This is a genomic window from Rossellomorea sp. LjRoot5 (assembly GCF_964253455.1).
Classification (GTDB): domain Bacteria; phylum Bacillota; class Bacilli; order Bacillales; family Bacillaceae_B; genus Rossellomorea.
This window is the reverse complement of sequence record NZ_CAXUQN020000001.1, coordinates 813327-832975: the sequence shown is the minus strand read 5'-3', so window position 1 is coordinate 832975 and position 19649 is coordinate 813327. Positions and strand designations below refer to the sequence as shown.

20 protein-coding genes are annotated in these 19649 nt (G+C 44.1%); 8 read left to right on the top strand and 12 right to left on the bottom strand.

Going from position 1 to position 19649, the window contains the following annotated elements; genetic code table 11:
- Positions 1-369: 369 nt before the first annotated feature.
- Complete coding sequence (locus tag ACSQ2E_RS04175; RefSeq protein WP_435989483.1) at positions 370-1752, top strand: sigma-54 interaction domain-containing protein; 1383 nt, start codon at positions 370-372, stop codon at positions 1750-1752.
- 148 nt (positions 1753-1900) lie between these two features.
- Here ACSQ2E_RS04175 and ACSQ2E_RS04170 read toward each other — a convergent pair whose 3' ends face one another.
- The 4 genes from ACSQ2E_RS04170 to ACSQ2E_RS04155 form a co-directional block, all read right to left on the bottom strand.
- A complete protein-coding gene (locus ACSQ2E_RS04170; protein WP_098439222.1) occupies positions 1901-2233 on the bottom strand; it encodes a DUF779 domain-containing protein in 333 nt (110 codons plus the stop codon).
- Position 2234: 1 nt separating this feature from the next.
- On the bottom strand, positions 2235-3755 hold the full coding sequence (gene adh / locus ACSQ2E_RS04165; protein ID WP_435989482.1) for an aldehyde dehydrogenase: 1521 nt from the start codon (positions 3753-3755) through the stop codon (positions 2235-2237).
- Positions 3756-3953: 198 nt separating this feature from the next.
- Entirely contained in the window at positions 3954-4367 is a 414-nt protein-coding gene (gene yugI / locus ACSQ2E_RS04160) for a S1 domain-containing post-transcriptional regulator GSP13 (protein ID WP_034763847.1), read from the bottom strand.
- A gap of 328 nt (positions 4368-4695) precedes the next feature.
- Positions 4696-4983, bottom strand: coding sequence for a spore morphogenesis/germination protein YwcE (locus ACSQ2E_RS04155; protein WP_435989481.1), 288 nt, complete (start codon positions 4981-4983; stop codon positions 4696-4698).
- 342 nt (positions 4984-5325) lie between these two features.
- Here ACSQ2E_RS04155 and ACSQ2E_RS04150 point away from each other — a divergent pair, with 342 nt between their 5' ends.
- Both ACSQ2E_RS04150 and ACSQ2E_RS04145 read left to right on the top strand, forming a co-directional pair.
- Complete coding sequence (locus tag ACSQ2E_RS04150; protein ID WP_435989480.1) at positions 5326-6654, top strand: sodium-dependent transporter; 1329 nt, start codon at positions 5326-5328, stop codon at positions 6652-6654.
- Positions 6655-7435: 781 nt separating this feature from the next.
- Positions 7436-7807 carry a helix-turn-helix domain-containing protein gene (locus ACSQ2E_RS04145; protein ID WP_435989479.1) on the top strand — a complete coding sequence of 124 codons (372 nt, stop codon included), beginning with the start codon at positions 7436-7438 and terminating at the stop codon, positions 7805-7807.
- 186 nt (positions 7808-7993) lie between these two features.
- On the opposite strand, the gene ACSQ2E_RS04140 is transcribed toward ACSQ2E_RS04145, so the two are convergent.
- On the bottom strand, positions 7994-9163 hold the full coding sequence (locus ACSQ2E_RS04140) for an aminotransferase (protein WP_435989478.1): 1170 nt from the start codon (positions 9161-9163) through the stop codon (positions 7994-7996).
- Positions 9160-9660, bottom strand: coding sequence for an Lrp/AsnC family transcriptional regulator (locus ACSQ2E_RS04135; RefSeq protein ID WP_034763838.1), 501 nt, complete (start codon positions 9658-9660; stop codon positions 9160-9162). Before ACSQ2E_RS04135 ends, ACSQ2E_RS04140 begins: the two co-directional genes overlap by 4 nt.
- Positions 9661-9840: 180 nt before the next feature.
- On the opposite strand from ACSQ2E_RS04135, the gene ACSQ2E_RS04130 reads away from it, so the two are divergent.
- Both ACSQ2E_RS04130 and ACSQ2E_RS04125 read left to right on the top strand, forming a co-directional pair.
- Positions 9841-10749, top strand: coding sequence for an alpha/beta fold hydrolase (locus tag ACSQ2E_RS04130; RefSeq protein ID WP_435989477.1), 909 nt, complete (start codon positions 9841-9843; stop codon positions 10747-10749).
- Positions 10750-10878: 129 nt separating this feature from the next.
- The gene (locus ACSQ2E_RS04125) at positions 10879-12042 is read left to right on the top strand and encodes a MalY/PatB family protein (RefSeq protein WP_435989476.1); all 1164 of its coding nucleotides are present in this window, start codon (positions 10879-10881) and stop codon (positions 12040-12042) included.
- Between the two features lie 55 nt (positions 12043-12097).
- Here the strand turns inward: ACSQ2E_RS04125 and ACSQ2E_RS04120 are convergent, their stop codons facing one another.
- The 3 genes from ACSQ2E_RS04120 to ACSQ2E_RS04110 form a co-directional block, all read right to left on the bottom strand.
- On the bottom strand, positions 12098-12625 hold the full coding sequence (locus ACSQ2E_RS04120) for a superoxide dismutase family protein (protein WP_435989475.1): 528 nt from the start codon (positions 12623-12625) through the stop codon (positions 12098-12100).
- A gap of 143 nt (positions 12626-12768) precedes the next feature.
- On the bottom strand, positions 12769-12969 hold the full coding sequence (locus ACSQ2E_RS04115; RefSeq protein ID WP_435989474.1) for a hypothetical protein: 201 nt from the start codon (positions 12967-12969) through the stop codon (positions 12769-12771).
- A gap of 188 nt (positions 12970-13157) precedes the next feature.
- Positions 13158-13895 (bottom strand): peptidylprolyl isomerase, encoded by a 738-nt coding sequence (locus ACSQ2E_RS04110; RefSeq protein ID WP_435989473.1) that lies wholly within the window; start codon positions 13893-13895, stop codon positions 13158-13160.
- A 95-nt stretch (positions 13896-13990) separates the two neighbouring features.
- Here ACSQ2E_RS04110 and ACSQ2E_RS04105 point away from each other — a divergent pair, with 95 nt between their 5' ends.
- Positions 13991-14389, top strand: coding sequence for a kinase-associated lipoprotein B (locus ACSQ2E_RS04105; protein ID WP_435989472.1), 399 nt, complete (start codon positions 13991-13993; stop codon positions 14387-14389).
- Positions 14390-14435: 46 nt separating this feature from the next.
- Here ACSQ2E_RS04105 and kapD read toward each other — a convergent pair whose 3' ends face one another.
- Positions 14436-15056, bottom strand: a complete 621-nt coding sequence (gene kapD / locus ACSQ2E_RS04100; protein ID WP_435989471.1) for a 3'-5' exonuclease KapD — start codon at positions 15054-15056, stop codon at positions 14436-14438.
- 281 nt (positions 15057-15337) lie between these two features.
- Between kapD and ACSQ2E_RS04095 the strand changes: the two genes are divergently transcribed.
- Positions 15338-16549, top strand: coding sequence for an MFS transporter (locus tag ACSQ2E_RS04095; protein ID WP_435994388.1), 1212 nt, complete (start codon positions 15338-15340; stop codon positions 16547-16549).
- A gap of 16 nt (positions 16550-16565) precedes the next feature.
- Positions 16566-18413 carry a transglycosylase domain-containing protein gene (locus ACSQ2E_RS04090; protein WP_435989470.1) on the top strand — a complete coding sequence of 616 codons (1848 nt, stop codon included), beginning with the start codon at positions 16566-16568 and terminating at the stop codon, positions 18411-18413.
- A gap of 49 nt (positions 18414-18462) precedes the next feature.
- On the opposite strand, the gene ACSQ2E_RS04085 is transcribed toward ACSQ2E_RS04090, so the two are convergent.
- Together ACSQ2E_RS04085 and ACSQ2E_RS04080 are read right to left on the bottom strand one after the other, a co-directional pair.
- Entirely contained in the window at positions 18463-19038 is a 576-nt protein-coding gene (locus ACSQ2E_RS04085; protein ID WP_435989469.1) for a DUF5366 family protein, read from the bottom strand.
- A 162-nt stretch (positions 19039-19200) separates the two neighbouring features.
- A complete protein-coding gene (locus tag ACSQ2E_RS04080; protein ID WP_435989468.1) occupies positions 19201-19458 on the bottom strand; it encodes a hypothetical protein in 258 nt (85 codons plus the stop codon).
- Positions 19459-19649: the final 191 nt, after the last annotated feature.

Sequence of the window (19649 nt, the reverse complement as noted above, 5' to 3'; positions counted from 1 at the left end):
GGGGCCCTTGTATTCAAAGGCCACTCCCGTTTTCACTCTTAACGTGTTACTGATGTTGTTTTTACTTGAAGGTGAAGCAGAGAATCATCCGGGTCTGCTCCCTTAAAGAAAGATTTTATTCATCCTCCTCCACAAGCACGCAAAAAAAATTTGCATTTAGAAAACCCTTACACTTATAATAATGCAAAAGATGGTTGCGTTTTTCAAGAGTTTTTTAAAAATTTTTTATAATTCCACTCTTTTTGCGAATCCCACTGAGCTGGGGGCTCGCACCCATCCACGTCAGTATGGGTAATTCGCACATAAAATGTTCAATAGACGATACGTTTTGCAGTAGGAACCTACGATTAAAAAGAGGAGAGAGACAGCATGCTGGAATTTGAAAAACGATTGCATATGTATGAGAAAGTCGCAGAACATCTCGAATCAGGCGTCCATGTCATCGATTCTACCGGAAGGACCATCATATACAATCGCAAGATGCGCGAGATCGAAGGAATGGGAATTGAAGACGTCCTCGATAAAAATCTGCTGGATGTTTTTCAATTTCACTCCGAGGAAGAAAGCACCCTTTTAAAGGTACTGAAAACAAATAAACCTACCCTTAATGTCAAGCAGACCTACTTTAATATGAACGGAATCGAAATCACGACGATGAATGACACCTTCCCGATTTTTCACGATGAGGTGCTGATCGGAGCCATCGAAATTGCCAGGGACATCACTAAACTCGAGAAGGTGATGAGGGATCACATACATAAAAAGCCCAGCAGTTTCTTCACGTTTGACAGCATCATAGGGCATCATCCTCGTCTCACTGACGCTGTGGAAACAGGAAAGCAGGCGACGCGGACCTCCTCACCAGTCCTGATCTGCGGCGAAATAGGGACTGGAAAGGAACTGTTCGCCCAAAGCATTCACAACGACAGCGCCCGTGCCAATCGTCCTTTCATCACCCAGAATTGCTCTTCTTTACGTGATGACATGCTTGAAGAAATTCTCTTTCACGACAAGAGTGAGGGGAAAGACCCTGAACACCACCGTCCCTCTCTCTTCCGACAGGCTCAGGGAGGAACACTCCTCCTCGACGAAATCAACTCACTAACCCCTTCCCTTCAGGAGAAACTGTTAAACTTCCTATCCAGAGGGACGGACCTCCCATTTGACGTCAGGGTGATGGCAACGGTGAACGAGGATCCGATCGACGCCATTGGAGAAGGGCGGTTATTGAAGGATCTTTATTATCGTCTGAGCATCGTGTCCGTCTTCATCCCTTCTCTCCGTTCGAGAAAAGAAGATCTTCCTGAGCTGGTGGATTATTTCATTAACCAGTTCAACCATCATTTCGCCATGAATATCAAGGGGATATCCGACGAAGTGAGGGAGATTTTCCAACAGTATGACTGGCCGGGGAACGTAAGGGAGCTCGAGCATGTCATGGAAGGTGCCTTCAACCTCGTAGGGTTTGAGGAGGAAATCGGATACAAGCATCTTCCATTCGGATTCAGGCAGAGGATCCATCATACGGCAACAGGTGACGAAAGCCAGGGTGAATCGGAATTCCTCTACCAATCAGGCACGGAAATCAAGCCTTTGGAGCTTTTCATGGAGGAAGCCGAAACCTATTATATTCAGAAGGCATTGAAATACCACGACTTTAATATCACCAAGACCGCGAAAGCCCTGGGGATGAGCAGACAGAACCTACAGTACCGGATACGGAAGTACGGGATCGAGCGGAATTCGTTTTGATTGGTTAGAGGCCACTTTCTCTTATAGGGGGAGTGGTTTTTTTGTGGGGCGGGGGTGGGCGAAACTTGTCGTTTTGTGTAGAACGGTTGATATTTATCCCAAAAAAAGAGACAACCTGTAAAACAGGCTGTCTCTAAAAGTGTAAATCTCACACTTTCATCAATTTAGAATCCGTAATGAAGCGTACACCTTCCGTGGATTCGAGGGAGAATACTCCCCCTCTGCCTTCTCTTACATCCAATATGATCCGGAAATGCTTCCAATATTCATATTGTTGTTCGTTCATATAAAAAGGACAGTCGGCTACAGTACCTACCAATACATCACTGTCACCGATGATCAGATCATCTTGACTCAAACACATAGGGGAACTGCCATCACAGCATCCACCGGACTGATGGAACAAAAGGGCGCCGTGCTTGCCCTTTAACGTTTCAATCAGCTGGAGAGCTTGTTCTGTCGCCTCTAGACGCTGTTCCATTTTAGAAGAATCCTAACGCTTTAGGGCTATAGCTGACTAGTAAATTCTTCGTTTGTTGATAGTGTGACAGCATCATTTTATGATTTTCACGACCGATACCGGACATTTTGTAGCCTCCGAATGCCGCATGTGCCGGATATTGATGGTAGCAGTTGGTCCATACGCGTCCTGCCTGAACCTCTCTACCGAAACGGTAAGCCGTGTTCATGTCACGCGTCCATACCCCTGCTCCTAGTCCATAAAGAGTATCATTGGCGATTTCAAGGGCTTCTTCTTTCGTTTTGAACGTTGTAACGGAAACAACGGGTCCAAAGATTTCTTCCTGGAAAATACGCATTTTGTTGTTTCCTTTAAATACGGTCGGCTTCACATAGAAACCTGTTTCCTGATCCCCAGTCAGTGTATTTTGTTCCCCACCGATGAGTAATTCTGCCCCTTCTTCTTTCCCAATTTCGATATATGAAAGAATCTTATCCAATTGTTCTTGGGAAGCTTGAGCACCAAGCATAGTATCTGTATCTAATGGGTTCCCCTGCTTGATTTGTTTTACGCGTTCGATTGCGCGCTCCATGAACTTATCGTAAATCGATTCCTGAATCAGCGCTCTTGAAGGACAGGTACACACTTCTCCCTGATTCAGTGCAAACATGACAAAACCTTCAACTGCTTTATCCAGGAAGTCATCATCCTGATCCATGACATCTTCAAAGAAGATATTAGGTGATTTCCCACCAAGCTCCAATGTAACAGGAATGATGTTTTGTGAAGCATATTGCATGATCAGGCGGCCTGTTGTCGTTTCACCCGTGAAGGCTACTTTGCCAACACGCTTACTTTGAGCCAGAGGTTTCCCAGCTTCCACACCAAACCCTTGAACCACGTTCAATACGCCTTTAGGCAGAAGGTCTTCTATCAGTTCAACGAGAACCATGATGGAAGCTGGCGTCTGTTCTGCCGGCTTCAATACGACACAGTTTCCTGCAGCAAGGGCAGGAGCAATCTTCCATACCCCCATCAGAATCGGGAAGTTCCAAGGGATGATCTGCGCAACAACCCCTATCGGTTCATGGAAGTGATAGGAAACCGTATCATTATCAATTTCTCCTAAGGATCCTTCCTGGCCTCTGATGCACCCTGCGAAGTAACGGAAATGGTCAACCGCTAATGGTAAGTCTGCCGCCATTGTTTCACGGACAGGCTTTCCATTATCCCACGTTTCAGCTACAGCCAGCATTTCCAGATTTTCTTCTATACGATCTGCAATTTTATTTAAGATATTCGATCTTTCTGCGACAGAGGTTTTGCCCCATGCGTCTTTTGCTGCATGGGCAGCATCCAATGCTTTTTCAACATCTTCTTTGTTTGAACGGGCGATTTTTGTGAAGACCTTCCCCGTTACCGGTGATACATTTTCAAAATACTCCCCGCTTGCAGGCGGTACATATTCCCCACCGATAAAGTTCTCATATTTGTCTTTAAATTGTACCAATGACCCTTCCGTATTCGGATTATTATAAAGCATCTAAGATCCTCCTGTATTTATGTATTTTTTACCATGTTAAGCGCTTTCATTTTTCATTATATGCCATCCGGGAGGTACGGACAAGTATATTGTTAAAAAATTCTTTATTTTTCGTTAATTTACGATCATATTTTCAATACTTCGGTAAACAAAGAAAAGACCAGCCCTGTAAAAAGGCTGGTCTTTATTTATAATCAATTATTTCTTGATTAGATCTTCACGTTCTGATTGCTCGATCCACTCTTCAAGCTTGTCCTTAAGAGTGTTAAAGCCAGCTGGTGTTGTTTCTTCGTTAGCTTGCTTCACACTTCCTTGACCTTGACGGCGAGGTTTTTTCGCTGCTGCAGGCTTTGCTTGTTGAGCAGGAGCTTCTTCTGTAGCACGGATAGAAAGGCTGATTTTACCAGCAGCTTCGTCCACTGATAATACTTTAACCTTTACTTCGTCGCCTACTGAAAGGTGCTCACTAACGTCTTTAACAAATCCGTGAGTGATTTCAGAAATATGAACTAATCCTTGAGTTTCTTCGTCAAGTGCAACGAACGCACCGTATGGTTGAATGCCTGTAACTTTACCTGTTACAACAGTTCCTGTTTCGAATTTTGTAGTCATGGTAACACTCCTAGTATATATATTATTTTTCGTCTTTACACGCAATTGTAGATTATATCATAGAATCGGGAATACGGCAAAGAGATTTTCTTTGCTCCTTCATTTACATCCTATCATCCGTCTATAATTGCATTCTCACTAGTTATGCTTCCCAATTATTCATTTTATTAAAACAGAGTGAATCCGGTGCTTTACGGTACCTTTTGTTTTGAAAGATGCGGGATGTTCCAATACCGCTCTCCTTCTACTATATATTGGCAGTCTTTCGATTATATGAAATCATCCGCAGTGCAAAAAAAAAGCCCAACCCAATTAAAAATGGGTCAGACTAAAAGTTCTTGACAGTCGTTGATTTTTTCTTTCTTTGCTTTTGGATAAATGGAACAGCATATAACATGAAAGCTGCGATATGTGCGAATGCAAGATTTGCCACGAACAGACTCCATAAGGTTACATGTCCCCAGCCTCCGAATTCAGGTACGGCTACATAATAGATAAACACTGACCATAAGGCTATAACGAATGGGATGTGAAGAACCGCCCATTTACGATGTTCGACCCAAAGAAAAAGTGGAGTTGCCGTTGCGACGAATAGGTATACTAGAAAGACATCCATTTCAATTCCTCCATTTCTGTAGTAAACGCTTTCAATTGTGGCGAAAAAAAGAATAATTTGTGAACGTTTTGTTACAATTAGTATACTACATATTCAGAAAATTTCCAGTCTATTTGCCTTGTTTTTGGCTTCTTTTCTAAAAATTAGTTGAAAAGTAATGTTTTTAAGCGTTTTCATCCATAATAAATGGAAATGAAACGCGGTCATTCAGTTTACTTTCTTCATTGAATAGCGTTTCCTGTCCTTTACCCCATTTATTGAAAATTAAAAAATCCGGTGTACAGAGGTACTAAAACATAGTACGATTGAAAAATCTTATTTTTTGAAAGGAGGATCTTAGGTATGGCCAAGAAAGATCAATGGACTTCTAAGATAGGCTTTATTCTGGCTGCGGCAGGGTCTGCCATCGGCCTGGGGGCGATTTGGAAATTCCCTTATATGGCCGGTGCGAATGGCGGGGGTGTATTCTTCTTGCTCTTTATACTTTTTACTGTTTTAATTGGGACCCCCATTCTTCTCGCTGAATTTGTCATTGGCAGGCGTGCCGGGGCTGATGCTGTTACTTCTTATAAAATATTGGCCCCTCATTCCCGGTGGCACTGGATCGGTTATTTGGGGACGGTGGTGTCGTTCATCATCTTATCCTTTTACAGTGTGGTGGGAGGATGGATTCTTTCCTATCTGGCAAGAAGTGTGACGGGCTCTCTGATTGGAAAATCGCAAGAACAGTATGGTGCTCTGTTTGAAAGCATCATAGCGAATCCAAAAGAAGTGCTGATCGCTCAGTTCGCCTTCATCGTCATCACCATTCTTGTCGTACAGGGCGGAATACAAAAAGGGATTGAACGTGCCAGTCGTTATATGATGCCTGCACTATTCATTTTATTTATTATTCTGGTGATCAGATCCCTGACATTGGATGGTGCGATGGAAGGTGTCCGCTTCCTGTTACTCCCGGATTGGAGTTATTTGAATGGAGAGACGGTCCTTCTCGCACTGGGACAAGCATTCTTTGCTTTAACGGTGGGTCTATCCGTCATGGTGACGTATGCATCGTATCTATCTAAAGAGGACAGCATGCCCAGGTCCGCCATCAGTGTTTCAAGTCTGAATATCTTTATTTCCCTACTCGCAGGATTGGTGATTTTCCCGGCCGTATATGCACTCGGCTTCAAGCCGGATGAGGGGCCGGGGATTGCCTTTGTGGTCCTTCCTGCCGTGTTCAATGAGATTGCATTCGGTGGGATATTCTTAACGGTGTTCCTTATCCTGTTACTGTTTGCCACCTTGACATCCGCTTTCTCCATCCTAGAGATCGGGGTCGCTGCATTGTCCAAGGGGAATCAGAACAAACGAGTGCCGTTTACTTGGCTGATCGGGATCCTTGTTTTCATTGCCGGAATCCCGAGCGCTCTATCATTTGGTGTATTCGATGAGTTTCTTATCGGAGGAAAGAACTTCTTTGACTTCGCTGATTATATTACGAGTAACTTCGGATTGCCTGTAGGTGCTTTACTCATTTCCATCTTCGTATCCTATCGATTGAAACGTGAGGACGTCTGGAATGAACTTCAATCCGGTTCATCCATCTCCAGGGGCTTATTCAACAGCTGGATCTTCCTCCTGCGCTACATCGTACCAGTAGCGATCATACTCGTTTTCATATCATGATCCATAGAGGAAGCTGGAACATGACTAAATCCATTTCCTTTTAAAGCGAACCATCAAAAATTAATTAGGTTCACTTGTTAAACCGCTTTTGATTTTCCCGTAGGAGTCTTCGTCTTGCACTCCAATCAATAGCTAGATCCTGCTATATACACTGAATTTGCTTTAGCAATACTCATAAAAGGAAATTTCACCAAGGTTGGTGTTATTCATACACAGACTATAATTTTTAAATGTCAGATCTTTGGGCAGTGTAGGAGCAGAATGAGTCATTCACATGAGGTAAGAAAAAGTAATTGTATAAGTAACGGTTATCGGTCACTTCAACTAATAGAATAAGAGTTGGTGTATGCAATGGTGAAGCAATCTCGACATTACAATGTTATAGGGAAAGACTTACGCTTGGACAGTTGATTGAAGCGGAAGGTGCTCGACTCCTGCGGGAAACGCTGGACAGGTGAGACCCCACAGGGCTTTAGCCCGAGGAGGCTCACCGCCAGCCCCGCGGAAAGCGAGCACCTGGAGCGGAAATCAAGCACGACTCACTACATCTAAACGTAACAACATTTACATAAACTGCCAAATGATCAATCCGAACGATTTCGAATTTCAAAAAAGAATTTCGAATGATCGTTCGGATTTTCTTTTAACTAAACACTTTTATCACAGTCTCATCTACTTTTATTTATGTAACATTTTGTTCACGGGTTATCGGGCTGATTTTTTCCAAGTGGTGATAAACTAAAGTTATACGGAAGTCATTTTAAGAGGAGGGAATGTAGATATGTCTCATTTTGGCGAGAATCTGAAACGAGTAAGGGAAGAGCGTAGATTGTCTCAACAGGAGCTTGCTTTACGGGCCAGGTTGGGAACGAAAACAATTGAGAAATATGAATCTGATCTGCAGATACCTGATACCCAGACGATCCTTAAACTTTCCACTGTTCTCGATATTCCTGCTTCCGAACTCATGGAACGGGAAGTGAAAGACCATCCACCTGCAGGAATAGATGCAGAAATGGAGCAGCTGATTAAAGAACTGGGTCCCAAGCGGACAAAGCTCATCCTTCGCAAGGCCAAGGAATTCTCAGAAGAGGATTTTCTTAGGGTGATGCAAATGCTATATGAGTTAAAATATGAAACAAATGAATCTTAAAAACTTTTTTTGAAAATGATGTATAGAGAAACACAAAAGGGGTCATACTGAAAATAAGCTTTCTAAGTATTCCCCCCTTTTGTTTTCATTTGTTGGACGATCATGGTATCGTCCTATTTTTTTGCGTATTTTTAAGGATGCCAGGCACCAATCTGGAAATGGTGCCTGGTATCCTTCATTCGGTACCTAACCGTGATTCTCCACAAATCGCTTCATCCGTTTCACCGCTTCCTGCAGCTGCTCCATGCTTGATGCATACGAACAACGGATAAACCCTTCTCCACCTTTACCAAACACGCTACCGGGCACAACCGCCACTTTCTCTTCCAACAGGAGTTTTTCTGCAAATTCCTCTGAAGACATTCCCGTCTTTTGAATGGAAGGAAAGGCATAGAACGCTCCTCCCGGGGTGTGGCATGTTAATCCACATTCGTTCAGGGAGTCGACGAAATAGTGACGGCGGTGACGGTAGCTTCTCTTCATTTCCATCACATCGTCCATCCCTTTATCCAGTGCCTCGACTGCTGCATATTGAGCAGGCGTGGACGCGCACATCATGGCATACTGATGGATTTTCAATAAAGATGAAGCAATCTCTTCAGGGGCGCATATATAGCCGAGCCTCCAGCCCGTCATGGCGAACCCTTTGGAGAAGCCGTTGATGACGATGGTCCTTTTTCTCATGTCTTCTAACGAAGCGATTGATACATGGTGATGGTCATAGGCAAGCTCCGCATAAATTTCATCTGAAAAGACGACGAGATCATGCTTCCGGATCACTTCAGCCAGACTCTCTAAATTTCCCCTTTCAAGGACCGTCCCTGTCGGATTGTTCGGGGAACAAAGTAACACAGCTTTTGTTTTTGGCGTGATGGCTGCTTCGAGTTCTTCAGCTGTGACCTTGAAGCCATTTTCCGGTTTGGTTTCGACCGTTAACGGCACTCCCCCCGCCAATTGGACAAGAGGAACGTACGAAACAAAGCCCGGTTCGACGACGATCACTTCATCACCCTGATCGATGATGGCCCTCATACTGATATCAAGTGCCTGTGAAGCCCCGACCGTCACGATGATTTCCGTTTTCGGATCATAGTCAACCGAGTATCCCTCTTTCATATACCGGGCAATCTTTTCCCTCAACTCGAGAAGTCCCGCATTTGCTGTATAGGAGGTATATCCCTGTTCCAAGGAGAGAATCGCCGCTTCCCTCACCGTCCAGGAGGTGACGAAATCCGGCTCCCCTACGCCTAAGGAAATGACCCCTTCCATATTGGCAGCGAGATCGAAGAATTTCCTGATTCCTGAAGGCTTTAAATTCTTAACTGATTGAGCTATGTATGATGTCTTGGTTGTCATGGGGACACCACGATTCTTCTATCTTCTCCATGATCACCGAAGATCGTTCCATCATGCTTATATTTCTTCAATTGAAAATGTGTGGTCGTTGATAGGACAGAATCCAGGGTCGAGAGCTTTTCAGACACGAATGTCGCCACTTCATGCATGGACCGCCCTTCAACCGTCACGGACAGGTCGTACGCCCCAGACATCAGGTAGACGCTTTTCACTTCTTTATACCGGTAAATCCGGTGAGCCACTTCATCAAAGCCCACCCCTCTTTTCGGAGCGACTTTTACATCAATCATGGCCGTCACACCTTCATGGCCTTCCACTTTCGACCAGTCCACAATCGAGCTATATCTGACAAGAATATTCGCTTTTTCAAGCTTCTCAACCGCTTCCTCAATTTCCTTTGCCGGCACTTGAAGCATTTTTCCTAAATCTTCTGTCGAAATCCTTGCATCCTTCTGTAATATCCTTACTAAATCAAGCTCCATTTCTCTCAGTTGCATTTTGCTTCCTCCTCATCCCCACTAAATGGTTTCATTATATCAGAAGTCACGTATATGAAAAGAGTCAACCTATTCCCCCCCTTTAAAGGGAATGGATATGTCAGAAACTTCAATTCAAGGTGTGAAATGAGGAATTGGGGGTAAAATATCTATAATCAATACAGAAAGGAGTGAGGAAAAATGCAGGAAAACGATTTCTCCAGAGTGGTGGAGGTGAACGGCACCAATGTTTACTTTGAATATCACGAACATCCCACTGCCTCTGAGACCTTCGTCCTTCTTCATGGATTCCTATCATCCATCTTCAGCTTCAGGCGGCTTACACCTCTTTTGAAAGAACATTATAATGTCGTTTCCATCGACCTTCCTCCTTTCGGAAACAGCGGAAAACACAACAACTTCGTTTATTCTTACGACAACCTTGCCAATACGGTCATCGCCTTACTGGGCCATCTGAAGGTAAGCAACATCCATTTGACGGGGCATTCCATGGGTGGGCAGATCGCCTTGAATGTCATGAAAAAGGCCCCTGACTTAGTGGAAAAAGGCGTCCTGCTCTGCAGTTCAGGATATCTAAAGAGGATGAATTGGCCTGTCACGATGCTGAGTCACATCCCTTTTTTCCATCTTTACGTAAAACTGTGGCTTACTCGCTCAGGGGTCCGCAATAACCTTGAAAACGTCGTGCATGACTCTACCATGATTGACGATGAAATGATGTTTGGATATTTGAAACCTTTCCTGGAGGATGATATTTTCAAAGCGCTAACAAGGATGATACGGGACCGCGAAGGAGATCTTTCGGTGAATGACCTGCGAAATATCCAAACACCCTGCCTCCTCGTTTGGGGAGAGCATGACAGGGTGGTACCTTTATCAACGGGAGAGAGGCTGAACCAGGATATCCCGAACTCGAAACTCGTGGTACTGAAAGAGACGGGGCATCTTGTACCCGAAGAAAAGCCAAGGGAAGTATTGGAAAATATTCATGCATTTGTTTCCGCTGCTCCAGAAGAAGTTTCGGATGAGGCCAGGACAGAGCCTCTATTTCAAAAAGGACTTTCCCAAACGCTTCTAACTGAAACGTAGGGAGAAGTCCCTTTTTTCTTGTGTTGGAAAAGAAATCAAATGACTAACGGTAAGACATATCATTTTCATCTTTTTCGTTTCCATCATATGATTATACTTACAAATACATAAACGAAAGGGGAAAGAATAATGAGTAGATTTGAAGAAATCATCGACCGGAAAGGGTCCTCCTCCGTTAAGTGGGACCTCACGAAAACCGTGTTTGGGAGAGACGATGTCCTGCCTATGTGGGTGGCAGATATGGATTTCCTTCCGCCTGAGGCTGTATTGGAAGCGCTCGGGAACAGACTGAAGCACGGGATCTTTGGCTACACATTTGTAGGGGATGAAACAGCGGCAAGCATTAAAGATTGGGTTCAAAAACGCCACGGCTGGGAAATCGAGACAACCTGGCTGCAATACAGTCCCGGAGTCGTTCCCGCTATATCAACGATCATTCAGGCACTCACTGTTCCCGGAGACAAAGTGCTAGTCCAATCTCCCGTTTATACTCCATTTTTCAGCCTGGTGGAGGATAATGACAGGGAAATTGTCAATGCCCGACTGCAGTATCGTGAAGGGAGATATTCCATCGACTTTCATGCCTTTGAAGAATCCCTTAAAACAGGTGTGAAGCTATTCCTTCTGTGCAACCCTCATAATCCGAGCGGACGGGTGTGGAAGAAAGAAGAACTGATCAAAATGGCTGAATTATGTCACAAGTACAACGTCTTGATTGTTTCGGACGAAATCCATTCAGATCTGGTTTATAAAAATCATACGCATACTCCCCTCGCCTCTTTGGATGATACATTCCGGGATATGACGATTACTTGCATTGCACCGAGCAAAACCTTTAACCTGGCAGGTTTACAGGCTTCAGCCATGATCACTCCAAATGCTGAAATCAGGGAAAAGATTGCAGGCGTTCATAAAAAGCAAGGCTTCTTTACTCTCAATACACTCGGCATCATTGGAATGGAAACGGCTTATCGCCACGGAGAAGAGTGGTTGGATGAAATCCTGGATTATCTGCAGGAAAATGTAACCGTCACGAAGGAATTCATTGAAGAACACCTGCCTGAACTGCAAGTCGTGGAAGCAGAAGGGACGTATTTACTCTGGATCGATTGCACGAAGTTGAACCTATCCGATGATGAACTGAAAAATCGACTATTAGAAAAAGGAAGACTTGCATTGGAACCGGGGACGAAATATGGTCCTGGCGGGGAAGGCTTTGTCCGCATGAACATTGCATGTCCACGGGAGACGCTGATGGATGGTCTGACAAGATTAAGATCCGCATTGAATTAAAAAAATGTACCAGGTACGAATCGTCAGGATTCGTACCTGGTACATTTTTTAACGGCTACTTCTTATCGCTTTTGATCTCGCCACAGGCAATGCGTTTACCGGAATCCCCCGAGGGTTGTGTCATCCCGTCATCTTTGTTTTCATCAATGATGAGTGAAGTCCCTTCTTTCGTGAAGAGGGATGTCTTCCCCTTTGATAAGGTAACCATCGGTGCCATGAGCTTCACCTTCACCGTGCCGTCATCCCCCACGATGAGGTTGGGCAGATCTCCGCCGTGGGCCCCTTCAGGATGAAGCAGTCCATGCTTCGTGTCGTCAGGATTGAAGTGATTACCTGACGATACGAAATCCGGCCGCTTGCATACTCCTTTTTCATGTATATGGATTCCGTGCTCCCCCGGAGGAAGTCCTTCGAGATCCAATGCGACTTCCACTCCGTCAGATTGTTCCTGTAGGGTGGCATTCCCCAGTGAATCACCGTTCTCATTTTTCATTTCCACTTCTAGCTTTTTCGGATTTTCGATAGCACATCCGCTTGCAAGGAGTGTGATCATGACCATATATAATAGGGATAATTTTTTCATATCGCTCTTCCTCCATCTCTGCATACTCTTTCACCATTGTTGACTCCTGTGGTGAAAATTATTCCTATTTCCATGAAGAGTTGCCGTATGAAGGATATCCATCAGGACGAAAAAAACACGCTCAGGAGGCGTGTTTCGATTTTCTATTCTGTTCTCTTCTGAACCCTTGCTTCTTCTTCCATTTTCTTCGTTTTCAATTCTTCGCGCTTTGAAGCTTTCTGGATGATCCGGAATGTAAGGAGGGCAGCAATCACAAAAATGGCCATCGTAATGCCGGCTGGGATATATTCTGTCTTATCTTCGGGAAAATAGAGAAATAAATTTAATATAAATGAAGAAAGCATGGTACGCTCCTTTCGAAAACAAACTCTTTGTCTATTATAACAACTCTCTAAAGGACAAACCAACTTCAAATCGTCACCTTTTTAACGATTTATTGAACGTCTACCCGACAATTTCCGAGGAAATACCTTTTTTTTCTCTTCAAAAAAACTGCGAACCCCATTAATGGGGTTCGCAGCTCTTTAAGCATTTATTTTACAACCTTGATGTTTTCAATGATGACGTCTTCTTTAGGAAGGCCGTTTTCATCCGCGTCTACGTTTGCAATCTTATCCACTATGTCCATCCCTTCAACCACTTGACCAAACACGGTATGCTTCTGGTCTAGCCAAGGTGTTCCGCCATTCTCCTTGTAAGCATCGATAATTTGCTCAGGGAAACCGGCAGATTTCATTTGGTCTTCCATCTGCGGGTCGAAGTCACTTTTCTGAACGATGAAGAATTGACTTCCATTAGTGTCAGGCCCTCTATTTGCCATTGAAAGGGCACCACGGAGATTGAATAGTTCAGGTGAAAATTCATCATCAAATGTTTCTCCGTAGATGCTTTCCCCACCCGTACCGTTTCCATTCGGGTCTCCACCCTGAATCATGAAGTCTTTAATGACCCGGTGGAATTTCAAGCCATCGTAATACCCATCTTTACTGTGTTTTATGAAGTTCTCCACGGTTTTGGGAGCCTGCTCGGGGAATAATTTGATCTTGATGGTTCCCATGGATGTTTTCATTTCAACTAATTTTTCGTTTTCAGCAACTTCTGTTGTCAGCTGAGGATACGTCATATCTTCATCTCCTTTGGATTCTTCTGTTGTTTTCTGCTTCTCGGATGCTTTTGGCTTTTCTTCAGTGGTATCTCCCTTTTCTGTTTGTCCACATGAGGCAAGAACTAAACCTAGTAAACAGAGGGTAACGATCATTAAACGCTTCATATATGTACCTCCACATGTTACCTTTATAGTAGTTATTTCTCAGTTTCATTCTGCTTACATTATAATAGAGATTGATGTATTAGAGGAGGTTTTTTATGAAAAACATTCAAATTGGTGATTATGTCACAGCTTTTTATAAAACGGGAAAATATGTAGGGGAGGTCACAGGGGAACGACCCGGTGCCTTTGTCGTGAAGATTCAGGCTGTCTTAAAGCATCCGAGGCAAGGCGACCTGCACAACCCTCAAGCTGTGGACGTACCTTTGTTTCATGAACGGAAAGCACTTGCCCACGGTGAGCGTGCCAACATGCCGGAGAAAATGGTCAAGCCATATGACGGGGACATCCCCGATTACAATGAAACACTTATCCATTCATTCTTAACGTTGAAGGAAGAACTTGAAGCAGACGGTTCCCCCCACGCACAAAAGAGTCTTGAAACACTGCAATCCATTCAAAGGGAATACGAACTGATGTATAACCTCACATTTTAATGAAAGACGGGGACGGACCTTCAAATGAAGGTTCGTCCCCGTCTTTTCATGCAAGCTGGTTGTAGAATTTCGAGAGGTCGATTCTGTCTCCGATGGTGGTGGGTGCGGCTTTATCGAGGTATTTTTTATCTTTTTCGACCAGGTTGTAGATATGCTGGGTGGTAAGGGCGTCATCCAACGCTTTATGGTGCTTTCCGACACCTTCCCTTCCATATTCCTGGACGGCCTTCCATAGTCCCGTCTGGTTCTGATCACCGAAGAAGCGCTTATATTCCATGGATAAATCGACGAATTGAGCTTGGAAAGGAAATGATACGCCCGCCTGCGCGCAGTTATCGCGAAGTACCTTCATATCCATGTTTCCCCACGTCACTACCTTCGCGACTCCCAAATCATTCAACCCTTTAAAATAATCAATCAGACATTGGAACGATATCCCTGAATCCACTTCATTCTGGCTGATGGATAAAAATCGTTTGCAGCGGTTGGTCAGTTTGGGGAATGCAGTCGGTTTCACATAAGAGGAAAACGTATCTGACACTTTCCCGAACTCTACCACCACTACCCCGGCTTCGATGATTTCAGGGAAGAAACCTTTGGGGACCCTATGTCGTTCCGGCATAGAAAACTCAAAATCTATAAACACAAGCTGTTCCGCTTTCGCCACGTATACTCCCTCCTCAAAATGTAGATAAGACCCCAATTCATTTATAATAAAAAAATTCAGGATAATCGTATTTCTTTACTCCATCCGAAAGGAGAACTGTGCGATGCGCAGCATTTCTCCATACTTCTTATTCTTACATTATATCATGCTAAGTCAGGAAATTATGACTAATTCCCGGTTTTACATGCGAATAAATGTTATTCAGTGGACTATGGACCAAATCTTTAATAAAATGAATATTTAGGTATACGAAATAAAAAAACATATAGAAGGTGTTAATTATTTCACAAAAAAGAAAGAATCTAACCATCATGCTCATGGCCAATTTTCTGGTGGCGGCCAGCGCAACAATGGTGCTGCCCTTTTTATCTCTTTACATTGAAACCTTTGGCACTTATAGTCACGAATATATCCAGCGCTGGTCAGGTTTTGTCTTTGGAGTTACATTCTTAACGGCGTTCTTCATATCTCCCCTATGGGGTCGGATCGGGGATCGTTTTGGATATAAGCCGATCCTTCTCATCACTGGATACGGGATTGCAACTTCCATCTTCTTAATGGGGTTTATGCATTCCGTTGGGGGACTGTTCATTCTGCGGGGGATCATGGGGGCGGTGACGGGGTTCATCCCTACATCGATGGCCCTCATCTCCTCCCAGACCCCTAAGGAAGAAGCGGGAAGGACACTTGGCACCCTTCAGATGGGAACCGTATCAGGCGGGTTATTCGGTCCGGTGATTGGAGGACTGTTGGCAGACAATGTGGGATTTTCCTACACGTTTATCTTCACTTCCATCGCCATCGCCACTGCTGCGACCGTCGTACTTCTCGGGATCGATGAACAAAGAAGCAGGGAACAACGGGATCAACGGAACAAATACTCGAGTAAAGAAGTCCTGCAGCATATCTTTGATCATAAATTACTCTTGACGGTCCTTATCCTTTCCTGCCTGATTCAAGTGGCGAACTTCAGCATACAGCCGCTTCTCGCCCTGTATGTAGATGAACTCACCTCTTCTAGTAATCTGGCATTTTTAGCAGGAATCGCCTTTTCAGCGACGGGATTCGGAAACTTGATTGCGACGAGAAGATGGGGACAGCTCGGTGACGATATCGGGTATGAAAAGGTTTTATCCATCCTTCTCGTTCTCGCCTCTATCTTCATCGTTCCACAGGCACTGGCTGTCGAGCTGTGGCAGCTCGTTCTTTTCCGGTTCCTGTTCGGAATTGCGATCGGAGGTATGATTCCTTGCGTCACTGCCTACATTCGTCAGGAGGCACCATTGAGTATGCAGGGAGAAGTCCTTGGATATAATCAGAGCTTCCGATTTCTTGGAAATGTGATCGGACCGGCATTTGGAGGCATTGTATCCGGATATATTGGCATTTCTTCCGTTTTTTATGTAACAGGTGCTTTATTCTTAGGAGCATTTGGATTATTATGGTGGAGTATACATCATTCTGAATCTCAAAGCCATGTGAAAGAATACTAGAAAAGTAGAGTGAGATATGAGAGTTTTTGCAGGTTATGTAACGGTGATTAGTTTTATACTCATCTTTTTCACCACGTTATTTTTTGCGACGGGTGAATGGAACAAGGTACAAAGCTTTCAACAGGAGTTGGAGCATGCAGTGAGTACCGAGTCCATCGACCTGAATCGTACAAGCTTATTACTTGATCAGGACGGTAAGGTCTTTTCTGAGGTGAACCGGCCTTACCGTCTATATGTGCCGGACGAGAAGATCCCCTCGTTCCTAAAGGATATACTGGTCGCATCTGAAGATCAGCACTTTTACGAACACGTCGGTTTCGATGCTGGCGCAATCCTCCGGGCTGTCGTGAAAAATCTGGTGTTCACCCATATCCAGCAGGGAGGGAGTACCATTACCCAGCAGTTGGCCCGGAACTTATATCTGGGACAGGAAAAAACCTATAATCGTAAACTGACCGAGTTGTTTTATGCACATGAAATTGAAAAATCCTTATCAAAGGATGAAATACTGGAGTTATATATGAACGTCATTTACTTCAGTAATGGAGTATACGGGATCGAAACAGCCTCCCAATACTATTTTCAAAAAAGTGTCTCCGATCTTAACCAGGCGGAGATGGCGTTCATCGCTTCAATCCCGAATAATCCGGGTAAATATGATCCCGTTGACCATTTCGATCAAACGAAGGTTCGTCAGGAGCGACTGCTCGATATTCTTGTGAGCACATCAAAATTATCGAAGGATGAAGCGGAGAAATTAAAGAAAATACCGATCACCCTGAATGTCCGCAAGAAGACTGATCTCTATCCCGACTATGCCTTTTATGTAGAAAACGAGCTGAAGGAACTGATCGCTCTAAACGAAGGCTATAAGCTGGAACTGGAAAATGCCGCATCTGAAGAGGAAAAGAAGCGGATCGCCGGGAAGCTCGAGGAACGATTTCAGGACGTGATTTCGTCAGGTGTCAGGATTCAAACGGCGTTGCGGCCCGCTCTTCAACAAAAAAGTGTCCGGGCTTTGAATGAACAGCTAAATGCAGAATTACAGGGAGCAACTGTCACCATCGACAATAAGTCCAGAATGATTGTTGCCTTATCCGGTGGCAGGGATTACCAGAAATATAATTTCAATCATGCGTTCCAAGCCTTCAGGCAGCCTGGTTCGGTTATTAAACCGCTGCTCGTATACGGTCCCTACATTGAGAAATTCAAGGCCGGGATCAATGACAAAGTCAATGCCAATCAATACTGTGTCGGTGAGTATTGTCCGGTCAACTATGGAGGGATCCAGCCGGGTACGGTGACATTGAAACAATCCCTGGCACAATCCTATAACGGCTCGGCGCTTCGTCTCATGGAAAAGGTCGGCATTGAAAAAGCCTTCCAATCCATCTCCCCTTTTTCCTTTGAAAGGGTGATAAAGGAAGATCAAACCTTCGCTTCTTCCATTGGCGGCTTCACTTATGGAATGAGTCCCCTGGAACTGACGGATGCCTATACCTCTTTTATTGACGGCAGTTATCAGGAGAGTCATGCCATCCTTTCCGTCAGTGACAGTCACGGAAAGATTCTTTATCAATGGAAAAAGGACCCGAAGAAAGTCTGGTCAGCAGATACCACTGCTAAAATAAGAAAAATGCTCAATGAAGGGGCGACAGCCGGAACCGGAAGATCCGCGTATGTATCCAAGCCGTATGTAGGAATCAAAACCGGCACGACCAATAACTATCATGATTACTGGGTGATGGGTTTGACCGACACCCTTACGACAGGCGTTTGGGTCGGCCATGATATTCCCCGTGATATGAGTGAGATCGAACAAAAGCGTCCAAGTCATAAAGTCTGGCAGGAAATCATGGAATGATCTTATATCAAAAAAGCGTCTGCAGCATGTGCTGCAGACGCTTTTTCTATTATAACTTTACCTTCGACATAATCGGGAGACTTGCCATTACTCCGTTATAAAGCTTCAAAAAAACAAAGAAGATCGTCAAAAATAACGAAGACCATGAGAATACCTGCAAACTCACCACTCCGAAGATCCCCCATTTCGAGAGGGACGGACTTATTTTATACACAAAGTAGATAAAATAAGCGATCGAACTGAGTGCAAAAATGATGAAAAGCCCTAAAAAAGACTTTAGACTCACCACAGACACCAAGCCCCCGATGAAGTAAATCATCGAGCCTGTACGAACAAGATTATACAACTGCCCATCCGAATCCGTGGCAAAAAACAGCATGGATACCCCATTGATGGTCTCAGCAATCAGTTTTAAAGCCGCGAACACCATGAAGAAGGCGACCATTAACAGGATCAAAATGGCAAGCTTAAGCTGTATATCGGATAAAAACTCCCTCATGCCAGGGTAGACACCGATTTTTTTAAATACGTCCACGAAGACTCCCACTCCATAAACGGAAAACGTCAGACTAAACAATAGTATCGAAAAAAGGGGTAAATAACTTGTTAAGTATGTATTTTTCACTCAAAACTCTCCCATAACGATTCTTCATTCACTCTCATCATAATCGTTTATGGAGATCTTGAAAAGGGTATAGAAACAGAAGGAACAATGACAATATGCCTATCTCTCCTTATCATCCATAAACAAAAAAACACCCCTTCTGTTATGGAAGAAAGGGCCGTTTCATTGAAGGGAATGAGAATGGGGTACCACTCTGATATATTCCCTGGATTCAAATGGTTGTCTCCCGCGTGCGGGTTCTTTCGTCATTTCCTCTTCCACTTCTTCCGTTTCACCATATTGAACCGGTTTGATATTCATACTCGTCGGGTCTTCGGTCTCAATGATTTCCCGGTTAAATCGATCTTCGGTTTCCACCATCCACGCAAAGCCAAAAAAAGCAAAAAATATGGTCGTAACCGCTACTGTTTTCTTTTTCATAACTTCACCCCTTTGTGGATAGGATTCTCCAATTTGACCGAAACTATTCTGGAAGTGTCAAGAATCGAGGAGAAAATCCAACAAATTTTTCTACATGCATTTCCACGTATCTTCATATTTAATACTTCTTGAAAGTTGTGATATGAATGGGATGCTGAGTAATGCAAGCATTTATTTTTTACGTTATAATG

Bases quoted from the DNA above. Each gene is read 5' to 3' on its own strand.
- ACSQ2E_RS04115 (WP_435989474.1), bottom strand. From the start codon at position 12,969: ATGCTTTCTTCATTTATATTAAATTTATTTCTCTATTTTCCCGAAGAT.
- ACSQ2E_RS04135 (WP_034763838.1), bottom strand. From the start codon at position 9,660: ATGCAACTGAGAGAAATGGAGCTTGATTTAGTAAGGATATTACAGAAG.
- adh (WP_435989482.1), bottom strand. From the start codon at position 3,755: ATGCTTTATAATAATCCGAATACGGAAGGGTCATTGGTACAATTTAAA.
- ACSQ2E_RS04105 (WP_435989472.1), top strand. From the start codon at position 13,991: ATGAAAAACATTCAAATTGGTGATTATGTCACAGCTTTTTATAAAACG.
- ACSQ2E_RS04145 (WP_435989479.1), top strand. From the start codon at position 7,436: ATGTCTCATTTTGGCGAGAATCTGAAACGAGTAAGGGAAGAGCGTAGA.
- yugI (WP_034763847.1), bottom strand. From the start codon at position 4,367: ATGACTACAAAATTCGAAACAGGAACTGTTGTAACAGGTAAAGTTACA.
- ACSQ2E_RS04170 (WP_098439222.1), bottom strand. From the start codon at position 2,233: ATGGAACAGCGTCTAGAGGCGACAGAACAAGCTCTCCAGCTGATTGAA.
- ACSQ2E_RS04175 (WP_435989483.1), top strand. From the start codon at position 370: ATGCTGGAATTTGAAAAACGATTGCATATGTATGAGAAAGTCGCAGAA.
- ACSQ2E_RS04120 (WP_435989475.1), bottom strand. From the start codon at position 12,625: ATGAAAAAATTATCCCTATTATATATGGTCATGATCACACTCCTTGCA.
- ACSQ2E_RS04110 (WP_435989473.1), bottom strand. From the start codon at position 13,895: ATGAAGCGTTTAATGATCGTTACCCTCTGTTTACTAGGTTTAGTTCTT.
- ACSQ2E_RS04090 (WP_435989470.1), top strand. From the start codon at position 16,566: ATGAGAGTTTTTGCAGGTTATGTAACGGTGATTAGTTTTATACTCATC.
- ACSQ2E_RS04125 (WP_435989476.1), top strand. From the start codon at position 10,879: ATGAGTAGATTTGAAGAAATCATCGACCGGAAAGGGTCCTCCTCCGTT.
- ACSQ2E_RS04130 (WP_435989477.1), top strand. From the start codon at position 9,841: ATGCAGGAAAACGATTTCTCCAGAGTGGTGGAGGTGAACGGCACCAAT.
- ACSQ2E_RS04155 (WP_435989481.1), bottom strand. From the start codon at position 4,983: ATGGATGTCTTTCTAGTATACCTATTCGTCGCAACGGCAACTCCACTT.
- ACSQ2E_RS04140 (WP_435989478.1), bottom strand. From the start codon at position 9,163: ATGACAACCAAGACATCATACATAGCTCAATCAGTTAAGAATTTAAAG.
- ACSQ2E_RS04080 (WP_435989468.1), bottom strand. From the start codon at position 19,458: ATGAAAAAGAAAACAGTAGCGGTTACGACCATATTTTTTGCTTTTTTT.
- ACSQ2E_RS04150 (WP_435989480.1), top strand. From the start codon at position 5,326: ATGGCCAAGAAAGATCAATGGACTTCTAAGATAGGCTTTATTCTGGCT.